This is a genomic window from Caldimonas tepidiphila, from assembly GCF_003569765.1.
GTDB classification, from domain to species: domain Bacteria; phylum Pseudomonadota; class Gammaproteobacteria; order Burkholderiales; family Burkholderiaceae_C; genus Caldimonas; species Caldimonas tepidiphila.
Map to the genome: position 1 here is coordinate 45,964 of NZ_QXMG01000013.1, position 23,933 is coordinate 69,896.

The 23,933-nt window shown below is 69.0% G+C and carries 25 protein-coding genes; 8 read left to right on the top strand and 17 right to left on the bottom strand.

Going from position 1 to position 23,933, the window contains the following annotated elements:
- Nucleotides 1–420 precede the first annotated feature (420 nt).
- A complete protein-coding gene (gene hemE / locus D3A59_RS11075; protein WP_119154988.1) occupies nt 421–1,518 on the bottom strand; it encodes a uroporphyrinogen decarboxylase in 1,098 nt (365 codons plus the stop codon).
- Between the two features lie 161 nt (nt 1,519–1,679).
- Here hemE and D3A59_RS11080 point away from each other — a divergent pair, with 161 nt between their 5' ends.
- From D3A59_RS11080 to D3A59_RS11100, 5 genes are all read left to right on the top strand, one after another.
- Nucleotides 1,680–2,291 carry a LemA family protein gene (locus D3A59_RS11080; protein WP_119154989.1) on the top strand — a complete coding sequence of 204 codons (612 nt, stop codon included), beginning with the start codon at nt 1,680–1,682 and terminating at the stop codon, nt 2,289–2,291.
- A 12-nt stretch (nt 2,292–2,303) separates the two neighbouring features.
- Nucleotides 2,304–3,260, top strand: a complete 957-nt coding sequence (locus tag D3A59_RS11085) for a TPM domain-containing protein (protein ID WP_119154990.1) — start codon at nt 2,304–2,306, stop codon at nt 3,258–3,260.
- Between the two features lie 19 nt (nt 3,261–3,279).
- Complete coding sequence (locus D3A59_RS11090) at nt 3,280–3,801, top strand: TPM domain-containing protein (protein WP_119154991.1); 522 nt, start codon at nt 3,280–3,282, stop codon at nt 3,799–3,801.
- A 206-nt stretch (nt 3,802–4,007) separates the two neighbouring features.
- Nucleotides 4,008–4,820 carry a substrate-binding domain-containing protein gene (locus tag D3A59_RS11095; RefSeq protein ID WP_157991488.1) on the top strand — a complete coding sequence of 271 codons (813 nt, stop codon included), beginning with the start codon at nt 4,008–4,010 and terminating at the stop codon, nt 4,818–4,820.
- Nucleotides 4,817–6,664 carry a putative bifunctional diguanylate cyclase/phosphodiesterase gene (locus tag D3A59_RS11100; protein WP_119154993.1) on the top strand — a complete coding sequence of 616 codons (1,848 nt, stop codon included), beginning with the start codon at nt 4,817–4,819 and terminating at the stop codon, nt 6,662–6,664. Before D3A59_RS11095 ends, D3A59_RS11100 begins: the two co-directional genes overlap by 4 nt.
- Nucleotides 6,665–6,863: 199 nt before the next feature.
- Here D3A59_RS11100 and D3A59_RS11105 read toward each other — a convergent pair whose 3' ends face one another.
- The 12 genes from D3A59_RS11105 to D3A59_RS11160 form a co-directional block, all read right to left on the bottom strand.
- Complete coding sequence (locus D3A59_RS11105; RefSeq protein ID WP_119154994.1) at nt 6,864–7,280, bottom strand: F0F1 ATP synthase subunit epsilon; 417 nt, start codon at nt 7,278–7,280, stop codon at nt 6,864–6,866.
- Nucleotides 7,281–7,375: 95 nt separating this feature from the next.
- A complete protein-coding gene (gene atpD / locus D3A59_RS11110) occupies nt 7,376–8,776 on the bottom strand; it encodes a F0F1 ATP synthase subunit beta (RefSeq protein ID WP_119154995.1) in 1,401 nt (466 codons plus the stop codon).
- 49 nt (nt 8,777–8,825) lie between these two features.
- On the bottom strand, nt 8,826–9,695 hold the full coding sequence (atpG, locus tag D3A59_RS11115; protein WP_119154996.1) for a F0F1 ATP synthase subunit gamma: 870 nt from the start codon (nt 9,693–9,695) through the stop codon (nt 8,826–8,828).
- Nucleotides 9,696–9,818: 123 nt separating this feature from the next.
- A complete protein-coding gene (gene atpA / locus D3A59_RS11120) occupies nt 9,819–11,357 on the bottom strand; it encodes a F0F1 ATP synthase subunit alpha (RefSeq protein WP_119154997.1) in 1,539 nt (512 codons plus the stop codon).
- 116 nt (nt 11,358–11,473) lie between these two features.
- Nucleotides 11,474–12,007: a F0F1 ATP synthase subunit delta gene (locus D3A59_RS11125; protein WP_119154998.1), complete on the bottom strand. Its 534-nt coding sequence runs from the start codon at nt 12,005–12,007 to the stop codon at nt 11,474–11,476.
- 2 nt (nt 12,008–12,009) lie between these two features.
- Nucleotides 12,010–12,480, bottom strand: coding sequence for a F0F1 ATP synthase subunit B (locus D3A59_RS11130; RefSeq protein WP_119154999.1), 471 nt, complete (start codon nt 12,478–12,480; stop codon nt 12,010–12,012).
- Between the two features lie 52 nt (nt 12,481–12,532).
- Nucleotides 12,533–12,784 (bottom strand): F0F1 ATP synthase subunit C, encoded by a 252-nt coding sequence (gene atpE / locus D3A59_RS11135; RefSeq protein ID WP_119155000.1) that lies wholly within the window; start codon nt 12,782–12,784, stop codon nt 12,533–12,535.
- A 75-nt stretch (nt 12,785–12,859) separates the two neighbouring features.
- The gene (atpB, locus tag D3A59_RS11140) at nt 12,860–13,735 is read right to left on the bottom strand and encodes a F0F1 ATP synthase subunit A (RefSeq protein ID WP_119155001.1); all 876 of its coding nucleotides are present in this window, start codon (nt 13,733–13,735) and stop codon (nt 12,860–12,862) included.
- 12 nt (nt 13,736–13,747) lie between these two features.
- Nucleotides 13,748–14,242 (bottom strand): ATP synthase subunit I, encoded by a 495-nt coding sequence (locus D3A59_RS11145; RefSeq protein ID WP_119155002.1) that lies wholly within the window; start codon nt 14,240–14,242, stop codon nt 13,748–13,750.
- A 307-nt stretch (nt 14,243–14,549) separates the two neighbouring features.
- Complete coding sequence (locus tag D3A59_RS11150; protein WP_119155003.1) at nt 14,550–15,458, bottom strand: SMP-30/gluconolactonase/LRE family protein; 909 nt, start codon at nt 15,456–15,458, stop codon at nt 14,550–14,552.
- Between the two features lie 61 nt (nt 15,459–15,519).
- Nucleotides 15,520–16,014, bottom strand: a complete 495-nt coding sequence (locus D3A59_RS11155) for a GNAT family N-acetyltransferase (RefSeq protein ID WP_119155049.1) — start codon at nt 16,012–16,014, stop codon at nt 15,520–15,522.
- A 45-nt stretch (nt 16,015–16,059) separates the two neighbouring features.
- A complete protein-coding gene (locus D3A59_RS11160; RefSeq protein WP_119155004.1) occupies nt 16,060–16,731 on the bottom strand; it encodes a cytochrome b/b6 domain-containing protein in 672 nt (223 codons plus the stop codon).
- Between the two features lie 180 nt (nt 16,732–16,911).
- Between D3A59_RS11160 and D3A59_RS11165 the strand changes: the two genes are divergently transcribed.
- From D3A59_RS11165 to D3A59_RS11175, 3 genes are all read left to right on the top strand, one after another.
- Nucleotides 16,912–17,391 (top strand): c-type cytochrome, encoded by a 480-nt coding sequence (locus D3A59_RS11165; RefSeq protein WP_119155005.1) that lies wholly within the window; start codon nt 16,912–16,914, stop codon nt 17,389–17,391.
- 256 nt (nt 17,392–17,647) lie between these two features.
- A complete protein-coding gene (locus D3A59_RS25355) occupies nt 17,648–17,863 on the top strand; it encodes a hypothetical protein (RefSeq protein WP_157991489.1) in 216 nt (71 codons plus the stop codon).
- Between the two features lie 154 nt (nt 17,864–18,017).
- Nucleotides 18,018–18,782 carry a hypothetical protein gene (locus tag D3A59_RS11175; RefSeq protein WP_119155007.1) on the top strand — a complete coding sequence of 255 codons (765 nt, stop codon included), beginning with the start codon at nt 18,018–18,020 and terminating at the stop codon, nt 18,780–18,782.
- A 25-nt stretch (nt 18,783–18,807) separates the two neighbouring features.
- Here the strand turns inward: D3A59_RS11175 and D3A59_RS11180 are convergent, their stop codons facing one another.
- The 4 genes from D3A59_RS11180 to gshB form a co-directional block, all read right to left on the bottom strand.
- Nucleotides 18,808–20,709 (bottom strand): ABC-F family ATP-binding cassette domain-containing protein, encoded by a 1,902-nt coding sequence (locus D3A59_RS11180; RefSeq protein WP_119155008.1) that lies wholly within the window; start codon nt 20,707–20,709, stop codon nt 18,808–18,810.
- A gap of 36 nt (nt 20,710–20,745) precedes the next feature.
- Nucleotides 20,746–21,606 carry an S-formylglutathione hydrolase gene (gene fghA, locus D3A59_RS11185; protein ID WP_119155009.1) on the bottom strand — a complete coding sequence of 287 codons (861 nt, stop codon included), beginning with the start codon at nt 21,604–21,606 and terminating at the stop codon, nt 20,746–20,748.
- Between the two features lie 136 nt (nt 21,607–21,742).
- Nucleotides 21,743–22,849 (bottom strand): S-(hydroxymethyl)glutathione dehydrogenase/class III alcohol dehydrogenase, encoded by a 1,107-nt coding sequence (locus D3A59_RS11190; RefSeq protein WP_119155010.1) that lies wholly within the window; start codon nt 22,847–22,849, stop codon nt 21,743–21,745.
- Between the two features lie 103 nt (nt 22,850–22,952).
- Nucleotides 22,953–23,903, bottom strand: a complete 951-nt coding sequence (gene gshB / locus D3A59_RS11195) for a glutathione synthase (RefSeq protein ID WP_119155011.1) — start codon at nt 23,901–23,903, stop codon at nt 22,953–22,955.
- Between the last annotated feature and the right edge of the window lie 30 nt (nt 23,904–23,933).

Here is a 23,933-nt window from a genome sequence, read left to right on the forward strand (position 1 = left end):
GCCCCGCCATCCTGTGGATAACTTTGTGGGAAAGAACGGGCCAGCTCTGTCAAGTCCCCGATCGGTTGGACTGCAGCCGGCTCGGCAGATTTTCGAAGAAAAAATTCTTTTCCTTATGAATCAAGGGCTTAGAGCGGAACCTTGGGATTGAGACGCATAAAAGCAACCATGTGTATAGGCTGGGGGTGCATCTCCGATTTTGGGGATAAGTCAAGGGCAGGCCTGCGATTTCCTGGCAAAAACAGCTCTCGGCTTGCCTTCCTGGCGGGACGGGCGCAGGTGCCCGGCCCCCTTCGCATGACCTCTGGCGGGCAGGCCGGCCCGGACGGGAACGCCGCGCGCGCGACACGCCGCGACGCCAGGTGCCGCCTCGCATCCGGTGACGCAGGCCCGCCGTGCGTTCGCGACGAGCCGGGCGGCTCAGCGGTGCTGTGCCCGCATGCGGCGCGAGTACTCGTGCACCGCATCGACCAGCACCGAAACACTTTCGGGCGGCGTGTACTGGCTGATACCGTGACCGAGGTTGAAGACGTGGCCGGCGCAGCTGCCGTCCTCGTTGGTCGGCACGCCGAAGCTCTCGAGCGTGCGCGCCACCTCGCCGCGGATCTGGTCGGGGTCGGCGAACAGCACGTTCGGGTCGAGGTTGCCCTGGATCGCGACATGGTCGCCGACGCGCGCGCGCGCCTCGCCCAGGTTGACCGTCCAGTCGACCCCGACGGCCTCGGTGTCGCTCGCGGCGATCTGCTCCAGCCACAGCCCGCCGCCCTTCGTGAAGACGATGCGCGGAATGCGCACGCCCTCGTGCTCCTTCTTCAGCTGGGCGAGCACGCGACGCGTGTAGGCGAGGCTGAAGTGCTGGAAGGCGCCGTCGGCGAGCACGCCGCCCCAGCTGTCGAAGATCATCACCGCCTGCGCCCCTGCCTCGATCTGCGCGTTCAGATAGGCGGCGACCGCATCGGCATTGATTGCGAGGATGCGGTGCATCAGGTCGGGACGGCGGTACATCATCGACTTCACCAGCCGGTAGTCGTCCGAGCCGCCGCCCTCGACCATGTAGCAGGCCAGCGTCCAGGGGCTACCGGAGAAGCCGATCAGCGGCACGCGGCCGTTGAGCGCACGGCGGATGCTCGTCACCGCGTCGAACACGTACTGCAGCCGCCCCATGTCGGGCACCGCGAGCGCCGCCACCGCCGCCTCGTCGCGCACCGGCGTCGCGAAGCGCGGCCCCTCGCCCGCCGCGAAGCTCAGGCCCAGGCCCATCGCGTCGGGCACCGTCAGGATGTCGCTGAACAGGATCGCGGCGTCGAGCGCGTAGCGCTCCAGCGGCTGCAGCGTCACCTCGGTGGCGAAGTCCACGTTGGTCGCCAGCCCCATGAAGCTGCCCGCCTTCGCGCGCGTCGCGCAGTACTCCGGCAGGTAGCGGCCCGCCTGGCGCATCAGCCACACGGGCGTGTAGTCGGTGGGCTGGCGCATCAGCGCGCGCAGGAAGGTGTCGTTCTGGAGCGGAGGGAATTGCATGCCGGGATTGTCTCAGAGCCCGCCGCGGCGCAGGTCCATCTGGCGCAAGGCCCGGCCCGCGCTACAGTCGAAGCGATCCGCCTGCGGCAGCGCGCCGCAGTCCCGCGGCGCCCGCTGCCGCCGGCCGGTTCCTGCAACGAAGAAGAATGGAAAGGATGCACATGCTGCGACGCCTGTTCTCCCTGCTGGGCGCCCTGGCCCTCGCCACGGCGCTCCCCGGCTGCGGCTACAACGAGTTCCAGCGCCTCGACGAGCAGACCGGGGCCGCCTGGGCCGAGGTGCTGAACCAGTACCAGCGCCGCGCCGACCTGATCCCCAACATCGTGAACACCGTCAAGGGCGAGGCGAACTTCGAGCAGGAGACGCTCACGCGCGTCATCGAGGCCCGCTCGCGCGCCACCAGCATCCAGGCCACCCCGGAACTGATCAACGACCCGCAGGCCTTCGAGCGCTTCCAGCAGGCGCAGGGCGAGCTCTCCGGCGCGCTGTCGCGGCTGCTCGCGGTGAGCGAGAACTACCCGCAGCTGCGCGCCAACCAGGGCTTCCAGGACCTGCGGGTGCAGCTCGAGGGCACCGAGAACCGCATCACCGTGGCGCGCAACCGCTACATCCAGGCTGTGCGCGAATACAACGTCAAGGTGCGCAGCTTCCCGACCAACCTGACCGCGATGGCATTCGGCTACAGCACGAAGCCCAACTTCACCGTCGCCAACGAGGCGCAGATCTCGACGCCGCCGCGGGTGGACTTCGGCGGCGTGCCCGCCTCGCGCTGAGCAGCGCCTCACATGGCACGACGGCTCCCCCCGCTGCTGCTGCGCGTCGCGGCGCTGTGCCGACGCACCGGCCTGTGGCTCGTGGCGCTGCTGCTGACGAGTGCCCTGCCCGCATTGCAGGCGCAGGAGCTGCAGCCGGTGCCGCCGCTGAGCGCGCGCGTGATCGACCGCACCGCGACGCTGGACGACGCGCAGCGACGGGCGCTCGAGGACAAGCTCGCGCGCTTCGAGGCCGCGCACGGCACGCAGATCGCCGTGCTGATGGTGCCGAGCACGCTGCCCGAGGACATCGCCGCCTATGCCCACCGGGTGGCCGACAGCTGGAAGATCGGGCGGCGCGAGGTCGGCGACGGGCTGCTGCTGCTGGTGGCGAAGGACGACCGGCGCGTGCGCATCGAGGTCGCCAAGACGCTCGAGGGTGCGATCCCCGACCTCGCGGCGAGCCGCATCATCAACGAGACGATGGTGCCGGCCTTCCGCGCCGGCGACTTCGCCGCCGGCATCGACGCCGGGCTCGAGCGCCTGATGGGCCTGGTGCGAGGCGAAGGCCTGCCGGCGCCGGGGTCCGGTGATCGCACCGCGGCGCCACGGCTCGGCTTCGCTCTGCAGGACCTGGCGGTGTTCCTGTTCGTCGGCGTGCCGGTGGTCGGTGCGGTGCTCACCGGGCTGTTCGGACGCAAGCTCGGATCGCTCGCCACCGGGCTTGGCGTCGGCGCGATCGGCACCTCGATCACCGGCAGCCTCGGGCTGGGCATCGCCGCGGGGCTGCTCGGGCTGGTGCTGATCCTGCTGCTGGGCATTGGCGCCGGCGGCCGCCGCGCCCGGCGCCGGCACATCGGGCATGCGCCCCCGATCATCTGGGGCGGCGGGGGCGGCGGTTGGGGCGGTGGCGGCTTCGGCGGCGGGGGCGGCTTCTCGTCCGGCGGCGGGGGCGACTTCGGCGGCGGCGGCGCTTCCGGGAACTGGTGAACGGAAGGAGCCACGCGCGATGACGAGGAAACTGCTGCGCCTGCTGCGCCACTGCTGGACCGACGCCGAGGATGCGCGCCGCACCATCGGCGACACGGTGCTCGAGCGGCTGGGCCGGCGGGTAGCGGCCGGCGAGGCGAGCCACAGCGGCGAGTTGCGCATCTGCATCGAGGCCGGGCTGCCGCTGAGCTACCTGTGGCGCGACGAGCCGATCGAGGTTGTCGCGCACGAGCGCGCGCTGGCGCTGTTCGGCAAGCTGCGCGTCTGGGACACCGAGAACAACAACGGCGTACTGATCTACCTGCTGCTCGTCGAGCACCGCATCGAGATCATCGCGGACCGCGGCCTGGCGCGCCACGTGCCGCCGGCGCAGTGGCAGGCGCTGGTGCAGGAGATGGGCGCGGCCTTCCGGCGCGGCGACTACGAGGGCGGCCTCGGCCGTGCCATCGACACCGTCTCCGCCCTGCTCGACCGGCACTTCCCGCTCGCGCCCGGCGAGCGCAACCCGGACGAGCTGCCGAACGCGCCGCACCTGATCTGAGCGGCGGCCGCGACCGCCGCCGCGCAGTTTGTGAACTCGTTCACGCGGGGCGCGACTTGTCGCAACAATGGCTCACAGAATGTCATAGATCAACACGTTTCTTGCAATATCTGCGCAGCTCGACACTCGCAACTGTTCAGAAGGCTGTAGGCATGGAAAACATGCAGGAAACTGGTCAAAAACGGAAAAAAATACTGCAAGTCGCAGTGGCGCTGACGCTGGCCTGGAGCGCCTCGGCCGCCGTCGCCAATCCGGCCCCGCTGTCCGGCGAACTGACTATCGGGGGTACCGGCGCGGCGCTGGGGCTGATGCAGAAGCTGGGCGAGGAGTTCCGCAAATCCCATCCGGCGGTGCAGTTCAAGGTGCTGCCGAGCCTGGGCAGCGGCGGCGGCATCAAGGCGCTGCTTGCGGGCCGGCTCACGCTGAGCGTGAGCTCGCGGCCGCTGAAGGACGACGAGCGCCAGAAGGGCGCCAGCGCGAAGGAGATCGCGCGCACGCCGCTGGTGTTCGCCACCGGGCTCAAGACGCCCGTGAGCAGCCTGACGCTGGAGCAGATCGCCGCGCTCTACAGCGGCAAGACCTCGCAGTGGTCCGACGGCTCGCTGGTGCGCCCGGTGCTGCGGCCGCTCGATGACATCGACACCCACATGGTGCGGGCGATGTCACCGGCGCTGGAGCAGGCCCTGCAGACCGCGCACGCGCATGCCGGCAAGAACATCGCGATCACCGACACCGACACCGCCGACGAGCTCGAGCGCATTCCCGGCTCCTTCGGCAGCTCGACGCTCACGCTCATCCGCGCCGAGGGCCGGGCGCTGAAGATCCTGGCGGTCGATGGCATCCAGCCGCTCGCCGCCGGCCAGGTCAACCCGCGCTACCCTTACCTGAAGTCGATCTACCTGGTGGCCCCGGCCGCGCCGTCGGCGCTCGCGCAGGCCTTCGCCGAGTTCGTCGGCTCCGCCGCCGGGGCGAAGGTGCTCGTGCAGACCGGCAACGTCCCGACGGGCGCGGGCCAATGAGCCGGCCGCACTCGGACAAGAAGCTCACCCGCCTCATCAGCAAGGCCGCCGGCACGGTGGCCTTGGTGGCGGGCCTGTCGCTGCCGGCACTGCACCTGCTGATCAACTACCAGCACGAGCTCGCCGAGGTCGAGACGCTGAGCCGCATCCACGGCTCGCTGGTGACGAGCGCCATCAACAAGAACCCGGTGATGTGGCGCTTCGAGGAGCACAAGCTGCAGGGGATGGTCGAGGACCGCGCGCCGGACCGGCAGCATGCCACGGTCCACCGCATTCTCGACACGGACCGCCAGCCGCTGGCCAGCAGCGCCGGCGAAGCCCTCGCGTGGCCGCGCATCACCAGCGAGATGGTGCTCTACGATGCCACCCGCCCGGTGGGCTACTACCGCGTGGAGCGTTCGCTGCGGGACCTGCTGCACGAGAACCTGCTGTTCGCCGCCGGCGGGCTGCTGCTGGCGCTGCTGATCGTCTTCCCGCTGCGCTCGCTGCCGCTTCGCGCGCTGCGGCAGTCGCAGGAGCGGCTGGAGCACATGGCGCACCACGACGTGCTGACCGGGCTGCCGAACCGTGCGCTGCTCGAGGACCGGCTCAACCAGGCGATCTTCTATGCGCAGCGCTACGAGCGCTTCGTGTCGCTGGTCTTCATCGACCTCGACAATTTCAAGACCATCAACGACAGCCTGGGCCACGACGTCGGCGACGAGCTGCTGCGCCAGACCGCGCAGCGCATGACGCAGGCAGTGCGGCGCACCGACACGGTGGTGCGCATGGGCGGCGACGAGTTCGTGATCGTGCTGTTCGACCAGCCGGAAAAGGCCGAGACGATCACCGGCACGATCGAACGCATCCGCGAGCAGGTCGCCACACCGATGTCGATCGGCCGGCACACGCTGCGCGTGACCTGCAGCATGGGCCTCGCGACCTATCCGCACGACGGGCGCGACAGCCACACGCTGCTGAAGAACGCCGACGCCGCGATGTACCGCGCCAAGGAGCTGGGACGCAACAACTTCCAGTTCTACACCGCGGAAATGAACAGCAAGCTCAAGGAGCGCGTGTCACTGCAGCAGGGCCTGCTGCGCGCGCTCGAGAACGAGGAGTTCGGGCTCGTCTACCAGCCGCAGATCCTCGCCCGCACCGGCCAGACCGTCGGCGTCGAAGCGCTGATCCGCTGGCAGCACCCGGAGTTCGGCCTCGTGCCGCCGGCGCGCTTCATCCCGCTGGCCGAGGAGACGGGCCTGATCGTGCCGATCGGCGAGTGGGTGCTGCGCACCGCCTGCCGCCAGAACAAGGCCTGGCAGCAGCAGGGGCTGCCGCCGGTGAAGGTCTCGGTGAACGTCTCGCCGCGCCAGTTCAAGGAGAAGTCCTGGACCGCGACCGTCGCACAGGTGCTGGCCGAGACCGGGCTCGACCCGAAGTACCTCGAGCTCGAGATCACCGAGAGCCTGATCATGGAGGACGTCGAGCGCGCGATCGAGATCATGAACACGCTCCAGGAGATGGGCGTGCAGCTCTCGATCGACGACTTCGGCACCGGTTACTCGAGCCTCAGCTCGCTGAAGCATTTCCCGGTGGCGCGGCTCAAGATCGACCAGTCCTTCGTGCGCAGCTTGCCGGACAGCGAGGACGACTGCTCGATCGCGATGGCGGTGATCGCGCTCGGCCACCGCTTGAAGCTGAAGGTCGTCGCCGAGGGCGTGGAGACCGAGCAGCAGCGCGTCTTCCTGCACGACAACGAGTGCGACGAGATGCAGGGCTACCACTTCAGCCGCCCGGTGTCGGCCCAGGAGATCGAGCAGCAGTTCCTCGCCGCGCCGTTGGCCCCGCTGTCCGACGCCGCCTGACACACGCTCCGGGGCGTCTCCGGCAAGCCCGGCGCGTCCCGCCCCCGCCATCGGCCGGTCAACCTCTGGGTGCGGGGCTGCGTGCAGCCGGCAACGGGCGCGGTGTGCCGCGCCGATTCGGCGGGCATGCCCCAGCGGCGCACCATGAAAAAAGCCCGCCGGGATGGGCGGGCTTTTCGCGGGGAAGGCGCCGAGGCGCTTACTTCTTGCGGAACTTGCGCAGCGCGGCGATCTGCGCGGCCATCGCGGCGAACTCGCTCTGCGCCTTGGCGAAGTCGATGTCGCTCTTGGCGTTCTTCATCGCCTCCTCGGCGGCGCGCTTGGCCTCGGTGGCCTTGGCCTCGTCGAGGTCGTGGCCGCGGATGGCGGTGTCGGCCAGCACGGTCACGGTGCCGGGCTGCACCTCGAGGATGCCGCCGGCGACGAACACGAACTCTTCCTCGCCGTTGTCGGCACGCTCGATGCGCACCGCGCCCGGCTTGATGCGGGTGATCAGCGGCGTGTGCTTGGGCAGGATGCCCAGCTCACCCGCCTCGCCCGGCAGGGCGACGAACTTCGCCTCGCCGGAGAAGATGGACTCTTCGGCGGAGACGACGTCGACGTGAATGGTTGCCATCGGGAATGCTCCTAAAGCGGGTGGGACGGTGCGGACAAGCTGCTTTCACGACGCGACGCCCGTCGGAGCCGGGCGCCGCGATCATGAAAAACGGCTTACTGCAGCGTCTTCGCCTTCTCGAAGGCCTCGTCGATGGTGCCGACCATGTAGAAGGCCTGCTCGGGCAGCGCGTCGCACTCGCCAGCCACGATCATCTTGAAGCCGCGGATGGTTTCCTTCAGCGGCACGTACTTGCCCGGCGCGCCGGTGAACACCTCGGCGACGTGGAAGGGCTGCGACAGGAAGCGCTGGATCTTGCGCGCGCGCGCCACGATCAGCTTGTCTTCCGGTGCCAGCTCGTCCATGCCCAGGATCGCGATGATGTCGCGCAGTTCCTTGTAGCGCTGAAGCGTCCCCTGCACCGCGCGGGCGGTGGTGTAGTGCTCCTCGCCCACGACGTTCGGGTCGAGCTGGCGCGAGGTCGAGTCGAGCGGGTCCACGGCGGGATAGATGCCGAGCGCCGCGATGTCACGCGACAGCACGACGGTCGAGTCCAGGTGCGCGAAGGTGGTCGCGGGCGACGGGTCGGTCAGGTCGTCCGCCGGCACGTACACGGCCTGGATCGAGGTGATCGAGCCGATCTTCGTGGAGGTGATGCGCTCCTGCAGGCGGCCCATCTCCTCGGCCAGCGTCGGCTGGTAGCCCACGGCGGAAGGCATGCGGCCCAGCAGCGCGGACACTTCCGTGCCGGCCAGCGTGTAGCGGTAGATGTTGTCCACGAAGAACAGCACGTCGCGGCCTTCGTCGCGGAAGGACTCGGCGATCGTCAGGCCGGTCAGCGCCACGCGCAGACGGTTGCCCGGGGGCTCGTTCATCTGGCCGTAGACCATGGCCACTTTCGACTCGGCCAGGTTGTCCAGCTTCACGACGCCCGACTCCGCCATCTCGTGGTAGAAGTCGTTGCCCTCGCGGGTGCGCTCACCGACGCCTGCGAACACCGACAGACCCGAGTGCGCCTTGGCGATGTTGTTGATGAGCTCCATCATGTTGACGGTCTTGCCCACGCCGGCGCCGCCGAACAGGCCCACCTTGCCGCCCTTGGCGAACGGGCAGACCAGGTCGATCACCTTGATGCCGGTCTCGAGCAGTTCCTGCGACGGGCTCAGCTCGTCATAGGCCGGGGCCTTGCGGTGGATCGAGGCGGAGAGCTCGCCGGAGACCGGGCCGCGCTCGTCGATCGGGTTGCCCAGCACGTCCATGATGCGGCCGAGCGTGGCCTTGCCTACCGGCACCGTGATCGGCGCGTTGGTGTTGCTCACCATCATGCCGCGGCGCAGGCCGTCGGACGAACCCAGCGCAATCGTGCGCACCACGCCGTCGCCGAGCTGCTGCTGGACTTCCAGCGTCAGCGCCGAGCCTTCCATCTTGAGCGCGTCGTACACCCGGGGCATCGAGTCGCGCGGGAACTCCACGTCCACCACGGCGCCGATGCACTGAACGATCTTGCCTTCAGCCATTTTTCGTTCCTTCAATCAGTATTCGTTGATGCTTGCAAGACGGCGCCGGTCAGACGGCGGCCGCACCGGCCACGATCTCGGAGAGTTCCTTCGTGATCGCCGCCTGACGCGTCTTGTTGTAGACGAGCTTGAGCTCGGCAATCACGTTGCCGGCGTTGTCGGTCGCGGCCTTCATGGCCACCATGCGCGCCGACTGCTCGGACGCCATGTTCTCGGCCACGGCCTGGTAGATCAGCGCTTCCACGTAGCGCACCATCAGGTCGTCGATCACCGCGGCCGCATCGGGCTCGTAGACGTAGTCCCAGCTGTGCGTGCCCTTGTCGGCCTGCATCTGCTCGGCCGACAGCGGCAGCAGCTGCTCGACCACCGGCTCCTGCTTCATCGTGTTGATGAAGCGGGTGTAGCTGATGTAGACCGCGTCGAGCCGGCCCTCGGCGTAGGCGTCGAGCAGCACCTTGACCGGGCCGATCAGCTTGTCGAGGTGCGGGGTGTCGCCGAGCTGCACCACGTGCGACACGACCTGCGCGCCGATGCGGTTGAGGAAGCCGAAGCCCTTGTTGCCGATCGCCACTGCCTGGGCCTTGAGGCCCTGGGCTTCCAGCTCCTTGAGCTTGGTGGTGGTCGCGCGCAGCACGTTGGTGTTCAGGCCGCCGCACAGACCCTTGTCGGTCGTCACGACGATGATGCCGACCTTCTTGCTGCCGTCCTGGCGCAGCATGAAGGGATGCCGGTACTCGGGGTTGGCCTGCGCGAGGTTGGCCGTGATGTTGCGGATCTTGTCGGCGTACGGACGGGCCGAACGCATGCGATCCTGCGCCTTGCGCATCTTGGAGGCGGCAACCATCTCCATGGCCTTGGTGATCTTCTTGGTGTTCTCCACCGATTTGATCTTGCCGCGTATTTCCTTACCTGCCGCCATGAAGGCTGCTCCTTGTTCAGCAGTGCGAAGAAGTCAGAAAGCCGTCTCGTGTCCGCCGAGAGGCGCCCGCGCCCGGCCGTCGGCCGGCACGCGGGGTGTGCACGCTCAGCGGTGCACGGGTTTTCAGGCGAACGACTTCTTGAACGCCTCGATCGCGCCCTTGAGCTCGGCCTCGGAGTCCTTGTCCAGCGCCTTGGTGTCGTCGAGCTTCTTGAGCAGGCCGCCGTGGCTGGTCTTCAGGAACTGGTGCAGGCCGCTCTCGAACGCGAGGATGCGCTTCACGTCCACGTCGTCCATGTAGCCCTTGTTGACCGCGTACAGCGTCGCGCCCATCAGGCTGACCGGCAGCGGCGAGTACTGGGCCTGCTTCAGCAGTTCCGTCACGCGGGCACCGCGGTCGAGCTGCTTGCGGGTGGTCTCGTCGAGGTCCGAGGCGAACTGCGCGAACGCGGCCAGCTCGCGGTACTGCGCCAGGTCGGTACGGATGCCGCCCGACAGGCCCTTGATCAGCTTGGTCTGCGCGGCGCCACCGACGCGCGACACCGAGATACCGGCGTTGATGGCGGGGCGGATGCCGGCGTTGAACAGGCTGGTTTCCAGGAAGATCTGGCCGTCGGTGATCGAGATCACGTTGGTCGGCACGAACGCGGAGACGTCGCCGGCCTGGGTCTCGATGACGGGCAGCGCGGTCAGCGAGCCGGTCTTGCCCTTGACTTCGCCGTTGGTGAACTTCTCGACGTAGTCGGCGTTCACGCGGGCAGCGCGCTCGAGCAGGCGGCTGTGGAGATAGAACACGTCGCCGGGGAAGGCTTCGCGGCCCGGCGGGCGGCGCAGCAGCAGCGAGACCTGGCGGTAGGCGACGGCCTGCTTGGACAGGTCGTCATAGACGATCAGCGCGTCCTCGCCGCGGTCGCGGAAGTACTCGCCCATCGTGCAGCCGGAGTAGGCGGACACGAACTGCATCGCGGCGGACTCGGAAGCGGAAGCCGCGACGACGATGGTGTACTCCATCGCGCCGGCCTGCTCGAGCGCGCGCACCACGTTCTTGATCGACGAAGCCTTCTGGCCGATCGCGACGTAGATGCAGGTCATGTTCTGACCCTTCTGGTTGATGATCGCGTCGATCGCGACTGCCGTCTTGCCGGTCTGGCGGTCGCCGATGATCAGCTCGCGCTGGCCACGGCCGATCGGCACCATCGAGTCGATCGACTTCAGGCCGGTCTGCATCGGCTGCGACACCGACTGGCGCGCGATCACGCCCGGGGCGATCTTCTCGATCGGGGAGGTCAGCTTGGCGTTGACCGGGCCCTTGCCGTCGATCGGCTGGCCGAGCGCGTTGACCACGCGGCCCACCAGCTCGGGACCCACCGGCACTTCCAGGATGCGGCCGGTGCACTTGACCGTGTCGCCTTCGCGGATGTGCTCGTAGTCGCCCAGAACCACCGCGCCGACGGAGTCGCGCTCGAGGTTGAGCGCGAGGCCGAAGGTGTTGCCCGGGAATTCGAGCATTTCGCCCTGCATCACGTCAGACAGGCCGTGGACGCGGCAGATGCCGTCCGTCACCGACACCACGGTGCCTTGATTGCGGATGTCCGCGCCCGCACCGAGTCCCTCGATACGGCTCTTGATCAGTTCGGAAATTTCTGCGGGATTCAGTTGCATTGCGTTCCCCAATCTCTTTGCAGGGCCCGGACGGGGAGGCGTCCGGTGCCTGAACTATGCTGATCCCCGGGTGCGTCGAGCCCCCGGTTCGTTCACTGCGAGCGGTGCCGGCCGCCTCAGGCGGTCAGCGCCACCTTCATGCGTTCCAGGCGCGCCCTGACCGAGGTGTCTAGCACCTCGTCGCCCACCACCACGCGCACGCCGCCGATGAGCTCGGGATCGACCTCGACCGTGGCCTGCAGCCGACGACCGAAACGCTTCTCGAGACTGGAGACGAGCTCGGCCAACTGGGCCGCGTCGATCGGGAAGGCGCTGTAGACCTTCGCGTCCGACACGCCCGACTGGGCGTTCTTCAGCACGTGGAACTGCTCGACGATCTCCGGCAGGGCAGCCAGGCGACCATTGTCGATCAGCGTGCGGAGGAAGTTCTTGGCAGGGTCGGACAGCGGCACCTTGACCACCGAGGTGATCAGGTTGAACACCTGGTCGCCGCTGACCTTCGGGTTCTCGGCGAACTGGCGCAGCTGCGCGTTCGACGCGACCGCGGCCAGCTCGTCGACCTGGGCCGTCCACTGGTTCAGGTCCCCCTGTCGGGCCACCTGGAACAGCGCCTCGGCATAGGGACGTGCGATGGTTGCGAGCTCGGCCATGATCAAAGCTCGGTTTTCAGGCGGGTCAGCAGCTCGGCATGGACGCCGGCGTTGACTTCGCGCTTGAGGATCTGCTCGGCGCCCTTGACGGCGAGAGCGGCCACCTGCGCACGCAGGGCCTCGCGCGCCGCGATCGACTGCTGCTCGGCCTCGGCCTTGGCAGCGGCGATGATCTTGGCGCCCTCCTCGTCGGCCCGCTTCTTGGCCTCCTCGATGATCGCCTGGGCACGCTTCTCGGCGTCGGCGATGCGGCGGGTGGATTCGTCGCGGGTCTGGGCGAGCTGTTCCTCGACGCGCTTGTTCGCCAGGGTCAGCTCGGACTTGGCCTTGTCGGCGGCGGCAAGACCATCGGCGATCTTGCTGGCGCGCTCGTCGAGCGCCTTCGTGATGGGCGGCCACACGAATTTCATCGTGAACCAGCCCAGAATCCCGAAGACGACAAGCTGCGCCAGCAGCGTTGCGTTCAGATTCACGGCTCGGACCTTTCTCGGTGAGTCAAAAAGAACTGCTGCGAGACAGGCGCGATCAGCCGGCGATGACGAACGGGTTGGCGAACGCGAACAGCATGGCGATACCGACACCGATCAGGAAGGCGGCGTCGATCAGACCGGCCAGCAGGAACATCTTGGTCTGCAGCTCGTTCATCAGCTCGGGCTGGCGAGCGGAAGCTTCGAGGTACTTGCCACCCATCAGGGCGATGCCGATACAGGCACCGATGGCGCCCAGACCGATGATCAGACCGCAAGCCAGAGCGACGAGACCCAGAACGTTTTCCATGATTGCTCCTAAGAGATAAGTGAGTTGACGGACGGAAAGGGAAACTATTAAGAGTACTGCTTACGACGACGGGGCTCAGTGGCTCTCGTGCGCCTGACCCACGTACACCAGGGTCAGCATCATGAAGATGAAGGCTTGCAGGGTGATCACCAGGATGTGGAAGATGGCCCAGATCGAACCGGCGATGATGTGACCCAGCCACAGCAGCGAGCCGCCGAGGGACATGGCCGCAGCGCCACCCAGCAGGGCGATCAGCATGAAGATCAGCTCGCCTGCATACATGTTGCCGAACAGTCGCATGCCGAGCGAGATGGTGCGGGCAGCGTACTCGATCAGGTTCAGGATGAAGTTGGCCGGAGCCAGCACCAGCGCGGCGATCGGGTTGTGGGCGTGGAACGGAGCGGTGAACAGCTCCTTGATCCAGCCCCCCAGGCCCTTCACCTTGACGCTGTAGTACAGGACCATCAGCAGCACGAAGGTGGACATGCCCAGCGTGATCGACAGGTCGGCGGTCGGCACGACGCGCATGTAGGCGTGGTGCGGATCTTGGCCGGCGGCGGCGTAGCCCGCTTCCCAGATGCGCGGGATCAGGTCGACCGGCAGCAGGTCCATCGCGTTCATCAGGAAGATCCAGACGAACACGGTCAGCGCGATCGGCGCCACGGCGCGGCGCGAGCTTTCGTTGGGGATGATGCCCTTGGCCTGCGTGTCGACCATCTCGACCAGGATCTCGATGGCGGCCTGCATGCGGCCCGGCACGCCCGAGGTCACGCGGCGCGCGACGGCCATCATGGCCAGCACGGCGAGCACGCCGAGCACCACGGACCAGAACAGCGAGTCGTAGTTGATGACCGAGAAGTCCGCAATGCCGCCCGGCTTGTGGTTCTGGAAATGGGTCAGGTGGTGAGTGATGTACTCACCCGGGGTCGGTCCGTGTCCTTCGGCAGCCATCGTCTCTTCTCGTCAACGGTTGTCGCGTGCGACGTTGTTTTTCACCCGACCCCACCAGAGCGGGGCCAGCCAGTTCACCTTCATGCACACGACCATCGCGACCAGCAACGCTGGCCAGCTCAGGTCGGGCACAACTTTCATCGCGGCCGCCAGCATGGCGACCGTCAACGCAATCTTCACGAACTCCCAGAGCATGAAACCGAACACCGCGGCACCCGGGTTGGCTCTGTTCGTCTGTCTCGCGATGCCCCGGGCAAACAAGGCCCCGGGCACCACCACGGCGGCGGCGCCGTAAAGCGCCGACCCTGCCGCCCCGCCATTGCCGGTGATCGCATACCAGACGGCGGCGACCACCAGGCCCGCCACGGCCTGCGCCATGACGACCCGCCAGGGCGAGAGCGGCGGGTGCTTTGCCCGCAAGGCCTGCGCTTCTTCTCGCGTCAGAGGCTTGAAAGGCGCTTCCTCGGCCCCATCCTCGTACACATCACGATCGGGTTCGTGGCTCATCGTGGTGCGTAACTACTGGATTCCGGCAAACCGCGGGATTATATACGTGGAAACCCGATCCGGCCTACCCGCGCTTGTCGCGAGCGCCCCGTCCCGGTGCGTTGCCTTGTCGAAGGCGGGCGCGAGCTTGGGGCCTTTGGCTTGCAGTTGCCTTGCGCCCCTGGGGTGAACCCGGAGCTGTCACTGGGAAGACACACCGGGCCGTTGCCGAATTGCAACGGCTCGCTGCCTCATTTGTGCGCGCAGCGGCGTTCAGTTTTGCGCCGCAGGGATGCAATGCGGCGGCGGAGGCCCGGGAATGTTTCGTTCAGCCGGCGTAGCCGCTTGCCGGCAGGCCGGCGACCCCCACCTCGATCTGCAGCACCTGTCCGGCCCAGGGCTGGGCCGCGAGCTCCTCGGCCGGGCGCTTCTGCCGCGCTGTCGTGACATAGAGGGTCTTCAGCCCGGGACCGCCGAAGCAGGGCATCGTCGGGCAGCGCACCGGCAGCCGGATCTCGCGCAGCAGCTCGCCCGCTGGCGACAGCTGCACGAGCCGTCCGCCCTCGTACATCGCCGCCCAGTAGTTGCCGTCGGCGTCGACCGCGCCGCCATCGGGCCGCCCGCCGTACTCGTCGAGCGGCTGGCCGTCGCGCCGGGGCTCGAACTGCGCGAACACGCGCCGGTTCGACGCGCGGCCGCTCGCCGGGTCGAAGTCGAGCGCGAAGATGCTGTGGCTGGTGGTGTCGCTCCAGTACATCGTGCGGCCGTCCGGGCTCCAGGCCAGTCCGTTCGAGACGGTGATGCCGTCGGCCTCTCGGCTGAGCACGCCGTCGGTGCCGAGCCGGTAGAGCGCGGCCAGCGGCGGGCGGCGCGGCTCGTAGAGCGTGCCGCACCAGAAGCGCCCGGCCGGGTCGCACTTGCCGTCGTTGAAGCGCTCGCATGCCGGGTCGTAGGGCGCGGCGGCCAGCAGCGCGCGCGCGCCGCGGCCCGGGTCGAAGCGCCAGATGCCGTTGCGCATCGCCAGCAGCAGGCCGCCATCGCGCGCCGGCGCGGCGCAGGCGAGCTCGCTGTCGAAATCCCACTGCGCCAGCGCGCCGCCCTCGGCCTGCCAGCGGTGGAGCCGGGCGGCCGGGATGTCGCACCAATACAGTGCCTGCTCCGAGGGGTGCCAGAACGGCGACTCGCCGAGCTCGCAATGCGGGGCGGCGAGCGGTTTCACGGGGGGCGTGGCGTTCATCGACTTCCTCGCAAGGGTGGGTGCCGCCGCGCACCGTGGTGGACCGGGGCCCGGGGCGGGCTCAGTCCAGCTCCACCTTCAGGTAGTGCGCGCCCGGCAGCGGGTTGAAGTAGTAGGGCGGGATGCTCTCGAAGCCGAGCGTGGCGTACAGGCTGCGCGCCGCCTCCATCTCGTCGAGCGTGTCGAGCAGGATCACCGAGTAGCCGGCCTGCTGCGCGCCGTCGATCAGGGCCTGCGCCAGCACGCGCCCGAGCCCGAAGCGGCGGAACACCGGGCGCACGAACAGGCGCCGCATCTCGCAGGCGTTGGCATAGTCCACGTCGGGCAGCGGCCGGAACGCGCCGCAGCCGGCGAGTTCGCCGTCGACGAAGGCCAGCAGCAACTGGCCGTGCGGCGCGGCGTACTCCCCGGGCAGCGTGGCGAGCTCGTGCCCGAAGTCCTGGAAGGCCAGCAGATCCTCCGGCAGCGTCTGCGCGTACTCGCGAAGGATCTCGCGCGCCGCGTCGAGCAGCTCGGGGGTGTCGGGGCTGATCAGTTGTATCTGGGGGGAATCCATCGCAGCGGCCATCGGCGGCCGGTTCACGCAGGACAGGCGTCGAGTCTAACTGCCCAGGCGCACCAGCCACATCACCGCGCCCGCGGATGCGGCCAGCAGCAGCAGCGCGAGCGCGCGCGTGGCGGGCGTGTCGGCGGACGCCGGCACCTGCCGCGCCTCTTCCGGCGCCAGTTCCTTGTCCCCGCGCAGCATCGGGCCGAGCAGGTTGCGACCCGCGTGCAGGCGGTGGAACAGGATCGCCGCGACATGCAGCGCGATCCAGCCCATCACCAGCAGCTCGCCGGGGCCGGTGTGCCAGGCGGTCAGGCGCTGGCTGGTCTCGCTCGCGACCAGCGGCGCGAGCGGCCCCGCGTTGAAGATCTCGTCGTCGGCGAACAGGCCGCTGCCGACCTGCGCGCCGAGCAGGGCGAGCAAGGCGAGCACCGACAGGCTGCCGAGCGGATTGTGTCCGACCGTCTGCAGCAGGCCGGCACGGCCCCTCAGGTAGGCCCAGATTGCCGCCGGACCGAGGCTGAACGACGAGAAGCGCGACCAGCGCCCGCCGACCAGCCCCCACAGCACTCGGAACAGCAGCAGCGCCAGCACCGCGTAGCCGAAGCGGAAGTGCCACACCATCGCGTTGCCGCCAACCTTGCCGGAGACGAACAGGCCGAGCACCGCGGCGGCGAGCAGCCAGTGGAACAGCCGCGTGGGCAGGTCCCAGATGCGCACTTTCATCTCTCGCGATCTCCTCTGATGCACGAAGGGGGCCATGGGCCGGCAAGGATAAGCGCAAACGCGAGGAGACATTTCCCAGCCGGCGGCTGTGGTGTTCCGCCCCTGCGGCCGCCCGTTCGCGGCACGAAGGCACCATGGTGCGCCGCCGGCGCACGGCGGAGAAGAACCCCAGGAGAATCCATGAAACGCCAGATGCTCGCCCTCGCCGCCACCCTCGCCGCGCTGGGCGCGATGCCCACCGGGGCGCAGACCCTGTCCTTTGCGAAGGCGGAGGATGCGATCCGCTACCGCCAGGGCGCCTTCAACGTGATGGGCGCGCACTTCTCGCGCCTTGGCGCGATGGCCAACGGCCGCGTGCCCTTCAACGCGAAGGCCGCCGCCGAGCACGCGGAGGTCGTCGAGACGCTGTCGCGCCTGCCCTGGTCCGCCTTCGGCGAGGGCACCGACAAGGGCGCCCCGCACCGCGCCGCGCCCGCGGTCTGGAGCGACAGCGCCAAGTTCAGGCAGGGAGCCGAGCGCATGCAGGCCGAGGTGGCCAAGCTCGGCACCGCCGCGAAGTCCGGCAACATCGACCAGTTCAAGGCCGCCTTCGGCGGCGCCGCGCAGAGTTGCAAGGCCTGCCACGACAACTTCCGCACCGAGCAGCGCTCCGGCGGCTGAGGCGCGGGGGCTTCATACCCGCGGCCCCTGGCCTGGCAAGCACGCGCGCGAACGGCACCTCGTCCACGTTGCGGCCTGTGAGCGCCAGCCCCACCACCTTGCCGCGCCAGCGCCCGCGCTGCTGCAAGGCCGCCGCAAGCGCGGCGCTGCCGGCGCTGTTCGAGCAGGCGCTGGCGCTCTGCCTGGAACAGGCGCGCTTGCGCAGCGTCCGGCGGGCACGGGAGAGGCCGGGTGCCGCTTCACGTGCGACCCCGGCATGTCCGGATGGATCGACGCCGGTGTGGACAGCGACCGCCTCGTACAAGGCATGCTCGAGCACGAGGTGCTGCTCGCGCCGGGCTTGCTTTTCCGAGCGCAGCGCCCGCCGATCTCCTTGATGCGAATCAATCAGGTGGGCACCCAGGACGTTGCATTCTGGACCTTGTTCAATCGCTGCCGATGCGCCCTCCAGGAAGGAAGCGACAGGGACTGAGCATGCCCGGGTTGCGAGTGGGCATCTCGCCCCCTCTTTTGCGACGGAATGCAACCAGTCGTAAAGTGGGGTCGTCTCCCTGCCACCTTGGTTTCATAGCAGCATCCATCCCGTCCAGACTGCATCGCAGCCGCTTCAACCCCTCTGTACCCTCATGTACGAACCGACCATTCCTTTCGGCGAACCCGAACTGCTGAGGTCAAGCACCTATCTCCAGGCTGTGGAGGAGGTGGCCGGCGGTGGAGCGATCACCGGCGCGCTGTCGGACCTGAGCCCGTCGCTGAGGGCCGACCTGCAGCGCTTCGTGCATCGCCCGCAGGGCGCCGACGTGCTGGAGGTGCTGGCGGCCTGCCTGCGGCATGCGCACAGCGCGGCGGTGCAGCTCGACGCCGGCGGCTTCGTGTTGCCGCTGACGGTGTTTCCGCGCGAGCGGCTCTACCACTGCCCGGTGTCGCCCCGCGACTTCCTGCAGCAGCGCTTCGGTCTGCTGAAGGTGCTGCGCGTGGAAGGGGCGGTGCTGCGGCCCCCCGGCGACGACGAGAAGCAGCTGATCGCGTCCCCGGACAGCTACCACGCGATCGGGCCGCTGCTGTGGGAGCTGGCGATGGAGGGCTGCCGCAGCGAGCTGCTGCCCGAGATCGCGGGCCCGGCCTGCTACCGCACCGCGCCCGGCATCCCCTTCGAGAGCCTGCACCTGCGCCGCGGGCATCATGCGGCGCTGCACCGCATGCACACCCATCCCGTGACGCTGCGCGAACTCGCCGAGCTGCCGGCCATGGACCCCGACAGCGCGGCGCGCCTGCTCAACGGCCTGTACCTGCAGTCGGGCCTGATCATCAGCCGCACGCTGCCGGCAGCGCTCGCCGCAGCCAAGCTGGGCGGCAGCTGGCTGCCGTCGCTGCGCTGGCGCCGCGGCTGAGGCCGCGCCTTCGTCTTGCCGGGACTCAGCCGAGCGCGGTCCAGCGCTCCAGCAGCTCGAGCAACTCCATCTCCACCTCGTCGTAGCGCGCCTGCAGCGCGGCGACGCGCTGCGGCTCCCGGCGGTAGAGATCCGGGTCGGCGAGCTGCTCGCCCAGCAGCTTCTGCTCCGCTTCCAGCGCCTCGATGCGCGCCGGCAGCGCGTCGAGCTCGCGCTGCTCCTTGTAGCTGAGCTTGCGCGGCTTCGCGGCGCCCGGTGCCGCGGCGGGCGCGCTCGCCGCCGGCGCGGGGGCCGGGGCGGCCTTCGGCGCCGGGGCGGCCGGCGCCTGCGCGGCGGCAGAGGCAGCGGCACTGCGCTGCGACTGGAGCTTCCAGTCCTCGTAGCCGCCCTCGTACTCGCGCCACTGTCCCGCGCGCTGGTCACCCTCCCACGCGATCGTGCTGGTGACGACGTTGTCGAGGAAGCGCCGGTCGTGGCTGACGAGGAAGACGGTGCCCTTGTAGCCGCCCAGCAGCTCCTCGAGCAGCTCGAGCGTGTCGATGTCGAGGTCGTTGGTCGGCTCGTCAAGCACCAGCACGTTGGCCGGCAGCGCGAAGAGGCGCGCCAGCAGCAGCCGGTTGCGCTCGCCGCCCGACAGCGTCCGCACCGGCGAATTGGCGCGCTCGGGCGAGAACAGGAAGTCGCTCAGGTAGCTCATCACGTGCTTGCGCGCGCCGCCGATCTCGATCCACTCGCTGCCCGGGCTGATCGTGTCGGCGAGCGTCGCGTCCAGGTTCAGCCCGGCGCGCATCTGGTCGAAGTAGGCCACCTGCAGCTGCGTGCCGCGCCGCACGCTGCCGCTGTCGGGCTGCAGCTCGCCGAGGATCAGCTTCAGCAGCGTGGTCTTGCCGGCGCCGTTCGGGCCGATCAGGCCGACCTTGTCGCCGCGCAGGATCGTGGCGCTGAAGTCGCTGACGATCGGCCGGCCGCCGAAGGAGATGCTCACCTTCTGCAGCTCGGCGACGATCTTGCCACTCTGCGCCCCGGTGTCGACCTCCAGCCGCACCTGGCCGAGCGACTCGCGCCGCGCGGCGCGCTCGGCGCGCAGCGTCTGCAGCCGCGCGATGCGGCTGACGCTGCGCGTGCGGCGCGCCTCGACGCCCTTCCTGATCCACACCTCCTCCTGCGCGAGCAGCTTGTCGGCGCGCGCGTTGGCGAGCGCCTCGGCCGCGAGCTGCTCCTCCTTCATGCGCTCGTAGGCGCTGAAGTTGCCGGGATAGCTGCGGATCTGGCCGCGGTCGAGCTCGATGATGCGGGTGGCGACGTTGTCGAGGAAGGCGCGGTCGTGCGTGATCAGCATCACCGAGCCCTTGAAGCCGCGCAGCAGCTCCTCGAGCCAGGCGATCGAGTCGAGGTCGAGGTGGTTGGTCGGCTCGTCGAGCAGCAGCACGTCGGGCACGGCGACGAGCGCCTGCGCGAGCGCGACGCGCTTCTTCATGCCGCCCGAGAGCTCGCCGACGCGGCGGCTGCCGTCGATGTGCAGCCGGTCGAGCGTGGTCTCGACGCGCTGCTCCCAGTTCCAGGCGTCGAGCGCCTCGATGCGCGTCTGCAGCGCGTCGAGGTCGACCCCCTCGGCGTGCTCCTCGTACCGGCGGCGCAGCTCGCGCGCCTCGGCGACGCCCTCGCTGACCGCGTCGAACACGCTCATCTGCGCGTCGAACACCGGCTCCTGCGGCACGTAGCGGATGCGCAGCCCTTGGGTGAGCTGCAGCAGCCCGTCGTCGGGCTTCTCGAGCCCGGCGACGATCTTCAGCAGCGAGGACTTGCCGGTGCCGTTGCGGCCGATCAGGCCGAGGCGTTCGCCTTCTTCGAGGGAGAAGGCGGCGTGGTCGAGCAGCGCGACGTGGCCGAAGGCGAGCGACGCATTGGAGAGGGAGAGGACAGCCATGGCGCGATTGTCCGCGACGCCGGCCCTCCGCCCCCGCTACAGGCGCTCGACGTGATGCGCGATGTGGTCTTCGACGAAGGTCTGGATGAAGTAGTAGCCGTGGTCGTAGCCGGCGTGGCGGCGCAACATCAGCGGCTGGTCGACCGCGCCGCAGGCGCCCTCGAAGGCCTCCGGGTAGAGCTGCTCGAGCAGGAACTTGTCCGCCAGGCCCTGGTCGATCAGGATGCCGTTCGGGTAGGGCGGCTGGCGGTGCGTCGTCATCAGCTCGCTCGCGTCGTGGCCGCGCCAGCGCTCGCGCTCGGGCCCCAGGTAGCCGCTGAAGGCCTTCTGGCCCCAGGGACAGCGCAGGGGGGCCGCGATCGGCGCGAAGGCCGACACCGAGCGGAACACGCCCGGGTGGCGCAGCGCCAGCGTCAGTGCCCCGTGCCCGCCCATCGAGTGGCCGAAGATGCCGGCGCGCGCCCGGTCCACCGGCAGCTGCTCGGCGACCAGCGCGAGCAGCTCCTTGACGATGTAGCTCTCCATGCGCCAGTGCCGGCTCCACGGCGCCTGCACCGCGTCGAGGTAGAAGCCGGCGCCAACGCCGAAGTCCCAGGACTCGGCCTCGCCGGGAATGTTGGCGCCGCGCGGACTGGTGTCGGGCGTCAGCAGCGCGACGCCGTAGCGCGCCGCGACGCGCTGCGCGCCGGCCTTGATCGCGAAGGTCTCCTCGTTGCAGGTCAGGCCCGCGAGGTAGACCAGCAGCGGCACCGGCTTGGCCGCGCGCGGCGTCAGCGCCTGCGGCGGCAGGTAGAGGCCGAAGCGCATCGGCAGCCCGATCTGGGCCGAGTCGTGGCGGTAGAAGCGCTGCACGCCGCCGAAGCAGGCGTGCTCGCTGAGCAGTTCGAGGGTGGACATGCTGAAGAAACTCGCGAGGTTTGCAGTTTCGTAAGGCCGGTTCCGGCCCGACGCCGGGGAGTTGTCGAAGCATGCGCGGCGGGCCGAAACCCACCGTGCAAGTTGCACGCCCGGCCGCGGGCCACGTGCAGGGGTGTCAGTACACCACCACCGAGCGGATCGACTCGCCGCGCTTCATCAGATCGAAGCCCTCGTTGATCTGGTCGAGGCGCAGCGTGTGCGTGATCAGGTCGTCGATGTTGAGCTTGCCGTCCATGTACCAGTCGACGATCTTCGGCACGTCGGTGCGGCCGCGCGCACCGCCGAAGGCCGAGCCCTTCCACTCGCGCCCGGTGACGAGCTGGAACGGGCGGGTGCTGATCTCGGCGCCGGCCTCGGCCACGCCGATGATGATGCTCTGGCCCCAGCCCTTGTGGCAGCACTCGAGCGCCTGGCGCATCGTCGTGGTGTTGCCGATGCACTCGAAGCTGTAGTCGGCGCCGCCGTCGGTGAGCTGCACGATGGCGTCGACGACGTTGTCCACGTCCTTCGGGTTGATGAAGTGCGTCATGCCGAACTTGCGCGCCATCGCCTCGCGCGCCGGGTTGAGGTCGATGCCGATGATCTTGTCGGCGCCCACCATCTTCGCGCCCTGGATCACGTTCAGCCCGATGCCGCCGAGGCCGAACACGACGACGTTCGCGCCCGCCTCCACCTTCGCGGTGAAGATCACGGCCCCGACGCCGGTGGTCACGCCGCAGCCGATGTAGCAGACCTTGTCGAAGGGCGCGTCCTCGCGGATCTTGGCCAGCGCGATCGCGGGTGCCACGATGTGGTTCGAGAAGGTCGAGGTGCCCATGTAGTGGAACAGGGGCTTGCCGTCGAGCGAGAAGCGGCTGGTGCCGTCGGGCATCAGGCCCTTGCCCTGCGTGGCGCGGATCGCCTGGCAGAGGTTGGTCTTGCGCGACAGGCAGAACTTGCACTGGCGGCACTCGGGCGTGTAGAGCGGGATCACGTGGTCGCCGGGCTTGAGCATCGTCACGCCCGGGCCGACGTCCACCACCACGCCCGCGCCCTCGTGGCCGAGGATGGCCGGGAAGATGCCCTCGGGGTCGGCGCCCGACAGCGTGTAGTAGTCGGTGTGGCAGATGCCGGTGGCCTTGATCTCGACCAGCACCTCGCCCTCGCGCGGGCCGTCGAGCGTCACTTCCTCGATCGTCAGCGGCTGGCCGGCTTGCCATGCGACGGCGGCTTTGGTTTTCATCGGGGGGTCTCCTTCGGGGATGCGGAAGATGGAGAGGGCCCTGACAGGGCCCTCATGAGCGCAGCGACCGGCGTGCCGGCGCTGCCGGGGGGAGGCGGAACGTTCAGGCGGCGCGCAGGGCCGCCTCCAGCGCGTCGACGAACATGCCGGCCACGTCGAAGCCGGTCTGCTGCATGATTTCCTGGAAGCAGGTGGGGCTGGTGACGTTGATCTCGGTGAGGCTGTCGCCGATCACGTCGAGGCCGACGAGCAGCAGGCCGCGCGCGGCGAGCACCGGCCCGAGCGCGGTGGCGATCTCGCGGTCGCGCGCCGACAGCGGCTGCGCGACGCCCTTGCCGCCGGCGGCGAGGTTGCCGCGCACCTCGCTGCCCTGCGGGATGCGCGCCAGCGAATAGGGCACCGGTTCGCCGGCGATCAGCAGCACGCGCTTGTCGCCGTGCACGATCTCGGGCAGGTAGCGCTGCGCCATCACCGTGTGCGCGCCGTGGTCGTTGAGCGTCTCGATGATCGAGCCGAGGTTCAGTTCGTCTTCGCGCACGCGGAAGATGCCCATGCCGCCCATCCCCTCGAGCGGCTTGAGGATGATGTCGCGCTGCTCGGCGTGGAAACGCCGGATCTCGGCCGGCTCGCGCGTCACCAGCGTCGGGCCGATGAACTGCGGGAACTCCAGGATCGCGAGCTTCTCGGGGTGGTCGCGCAGCGCGCGCGGCTTGTTGAAGACGCGCGCGCCCTCGCGCTCGGCCTGCTCGAGCAGGTGCGTGGCGTGGAAGTACTCGCTGTCGAAGGGCGGGTCCTTGCGCATCAGCACCGCGTCGGCGTCCTTGAGCGCCAGCGGCGCGACCGGCGCGGCGCGATACCAGTCCTGCGCGTCGCCGGTGAGCTCGATGCCTCGCGCGCGCGCCGTGACGCAGCCGCCGCGCTGCCAGTGCAGGTCGCGCGGCTCGCAGGCGTAGAGCGCATGGCCGCGTGCGGCGGCCTCGCGCATCATCGCGAAGGTGGTGTCCTTGTAGGTCTTGAACGACGCCAGCGCGTCGGCCACGAACAGCAGTTTCATCGGCAGTCTCCTGGGAGCGCAAGTGTTGCA

Bases quoted from the DNA above. Each gene is read 5' to 3' on its own strand.
- hemE (WP_119154988.1), bottom strand. From the start codon at position 1,518: ATGCAATTCCCTCCGCTCCAGAACGACACCTTCCTGCGCGCGCTGATG.
- D3A59_RS11080 (WP_119154989.1), top strand. From the start codon at position 1,680: ATGCTGCGACGCCTGTTCTCCCTGCTGGGCGCCCTGGCCCTCGCCACG.
- D3A59_RS11085 (WP_119154990.1), top strand. From the start codon at position 2,304: ATGGCACGACGGCTCCCCCCGCTGCTGCTGCGCGTCGCGGCGCTGTGC.
- D3A59_RS11090 (WP_119154991.1), top strand. From the start codon at position 3,280: ATGACGAGGAAACTGCTGCGCCTGCTGCGCCACTGCTGGACCGACGCC.
- D3A59_RS11100 (WP_119154993.1), top strand. From the start codon at position 4,817: ATGAGCCGGCCGCACTCGGACAAGAAGCTCACCCGCCTCATCAGCAAG.
- D3A59_RS11105 (WP_119154994.1), bottom strand. From the start codon at position 7,280: ATGGCAACCATTCACGTCGACGTCGTCTCCGCCGAAGAGTCCATCTTC.
- atpD (WP_119154995.1), bottom strand. From the start codon at position 8,776: ATGGCTGAAGGCAAGATCGTTCAGTGCATCGGCGCCGTGGTGGACGTG.
- atpG (WP_119154996.1), bottom strand. From the start codon at position 9,695: ATGGCGGCAGGTAAGGAAATACGCGGCAAGATCAAATCGGTGGAGAAC.
- atpA (WP_119154997.1), bottom strand. From the start codon at position 11,357: ATGCAACTGAATCCCGCAGAAATTTCCGAACTGATCAAGAGCCGTATC.
- D3A59_RS11125 (WP_119154998.1), bottom strand. From the start codon at position 12,007: ATGGCCGAGCTCGCAACCATCGCACGTCCCTATGCCGAGGCGCTGTTC.
- atpE (WP_119155000.1), bottom strand. From the start codon at position 12,784: ATGGAAAACGTTCTGGGTCTCGTCGCTCTGGCTTGCGGTCTGATCATC.
- atpB (WP_119155001.1), bottom strand. From the start codon at position 13,735: ATGGCTGCCGAAGGACACGGACCGACCCCGGGTGAGTACATCACTCAC.
- D3A59_RS11145 (WP_119155002.1), bottom strand. From the start codon at position 14,242: ATGAGCCACGAACCCGATCGTGATGTGTACGAGGATGGGGCCGAGGAA.
- D3A59_RS11150 (WP_119155003.1), bottom strand. From the start codon at position 15,458: ATGAACGCCACGCCCCCCGTGAAACCGCTCGCCGCCCCGCATTGCGAG.
- D3A59_RS11155 (WP_119155049.1), bottom strand. From the start codon at position 16,014: ATGGATTCCCCCCAGATACAACTGATCAGCCCCGACACCCCCGAGCTG.
- D3A59_RS11160 (WP_119155004.1), bottom strand. From the start codon at position 16,731: ATGAAAGTGCGCATCTGGGACCTGCCCACGCGGCTGTTCCACTGGCTG.
- D3A59_RS11165 (WP_119155005.1), top strand. From the start codon at position 16,912: ATGAAACGCCAGATGCTCGCCCTCGCCGCCACCCTCGCCGCGCTGGGC.
- D3A59_RS25355 (WP_157991489.1), top strand. From the start codon at position 17,648: ATGTCCGGATGGATCGACGCCGGTGTGGACAGCGACCGCCTCGTACAA.
- D3A59_RS11175 (WP_119155007.1), top strand. From the start codon at position 18,018: ATGTACGAACCGACCATTCCTTTCGGCGAACCCGAACTGCTGAGGTCA.
- D3A59_RS11180 (WP_119155008.1), bottom strand. From the start codon at position 20,709: ATGGCTGTCCTCTCCCTCTCCAATGCGTCGCTCGCCTTCGGCCACGTC.
- fghA (WP_119155009.1), bottom strand. From the start codon at position 21,606: ATGTCCACCCTCGAACTGCTCAGCGAGCACGCCTGCTTCGGCGGCGTG.
- D3A59_RS11190 (WP_119155010.1), bottom strand. From the start codon at position 22,849: ATGAAAACCAAAGCCGCCGTCGCATGGCAAGCCGGCCAGCCGCTGACG.
- gshB (WP_119155011.1), bottom strand. From the start codon at position 23,903: ATGAAACTGCTGTTCGTGGCCGACGCGCTGGCGTCGTTCAAGACCTAC.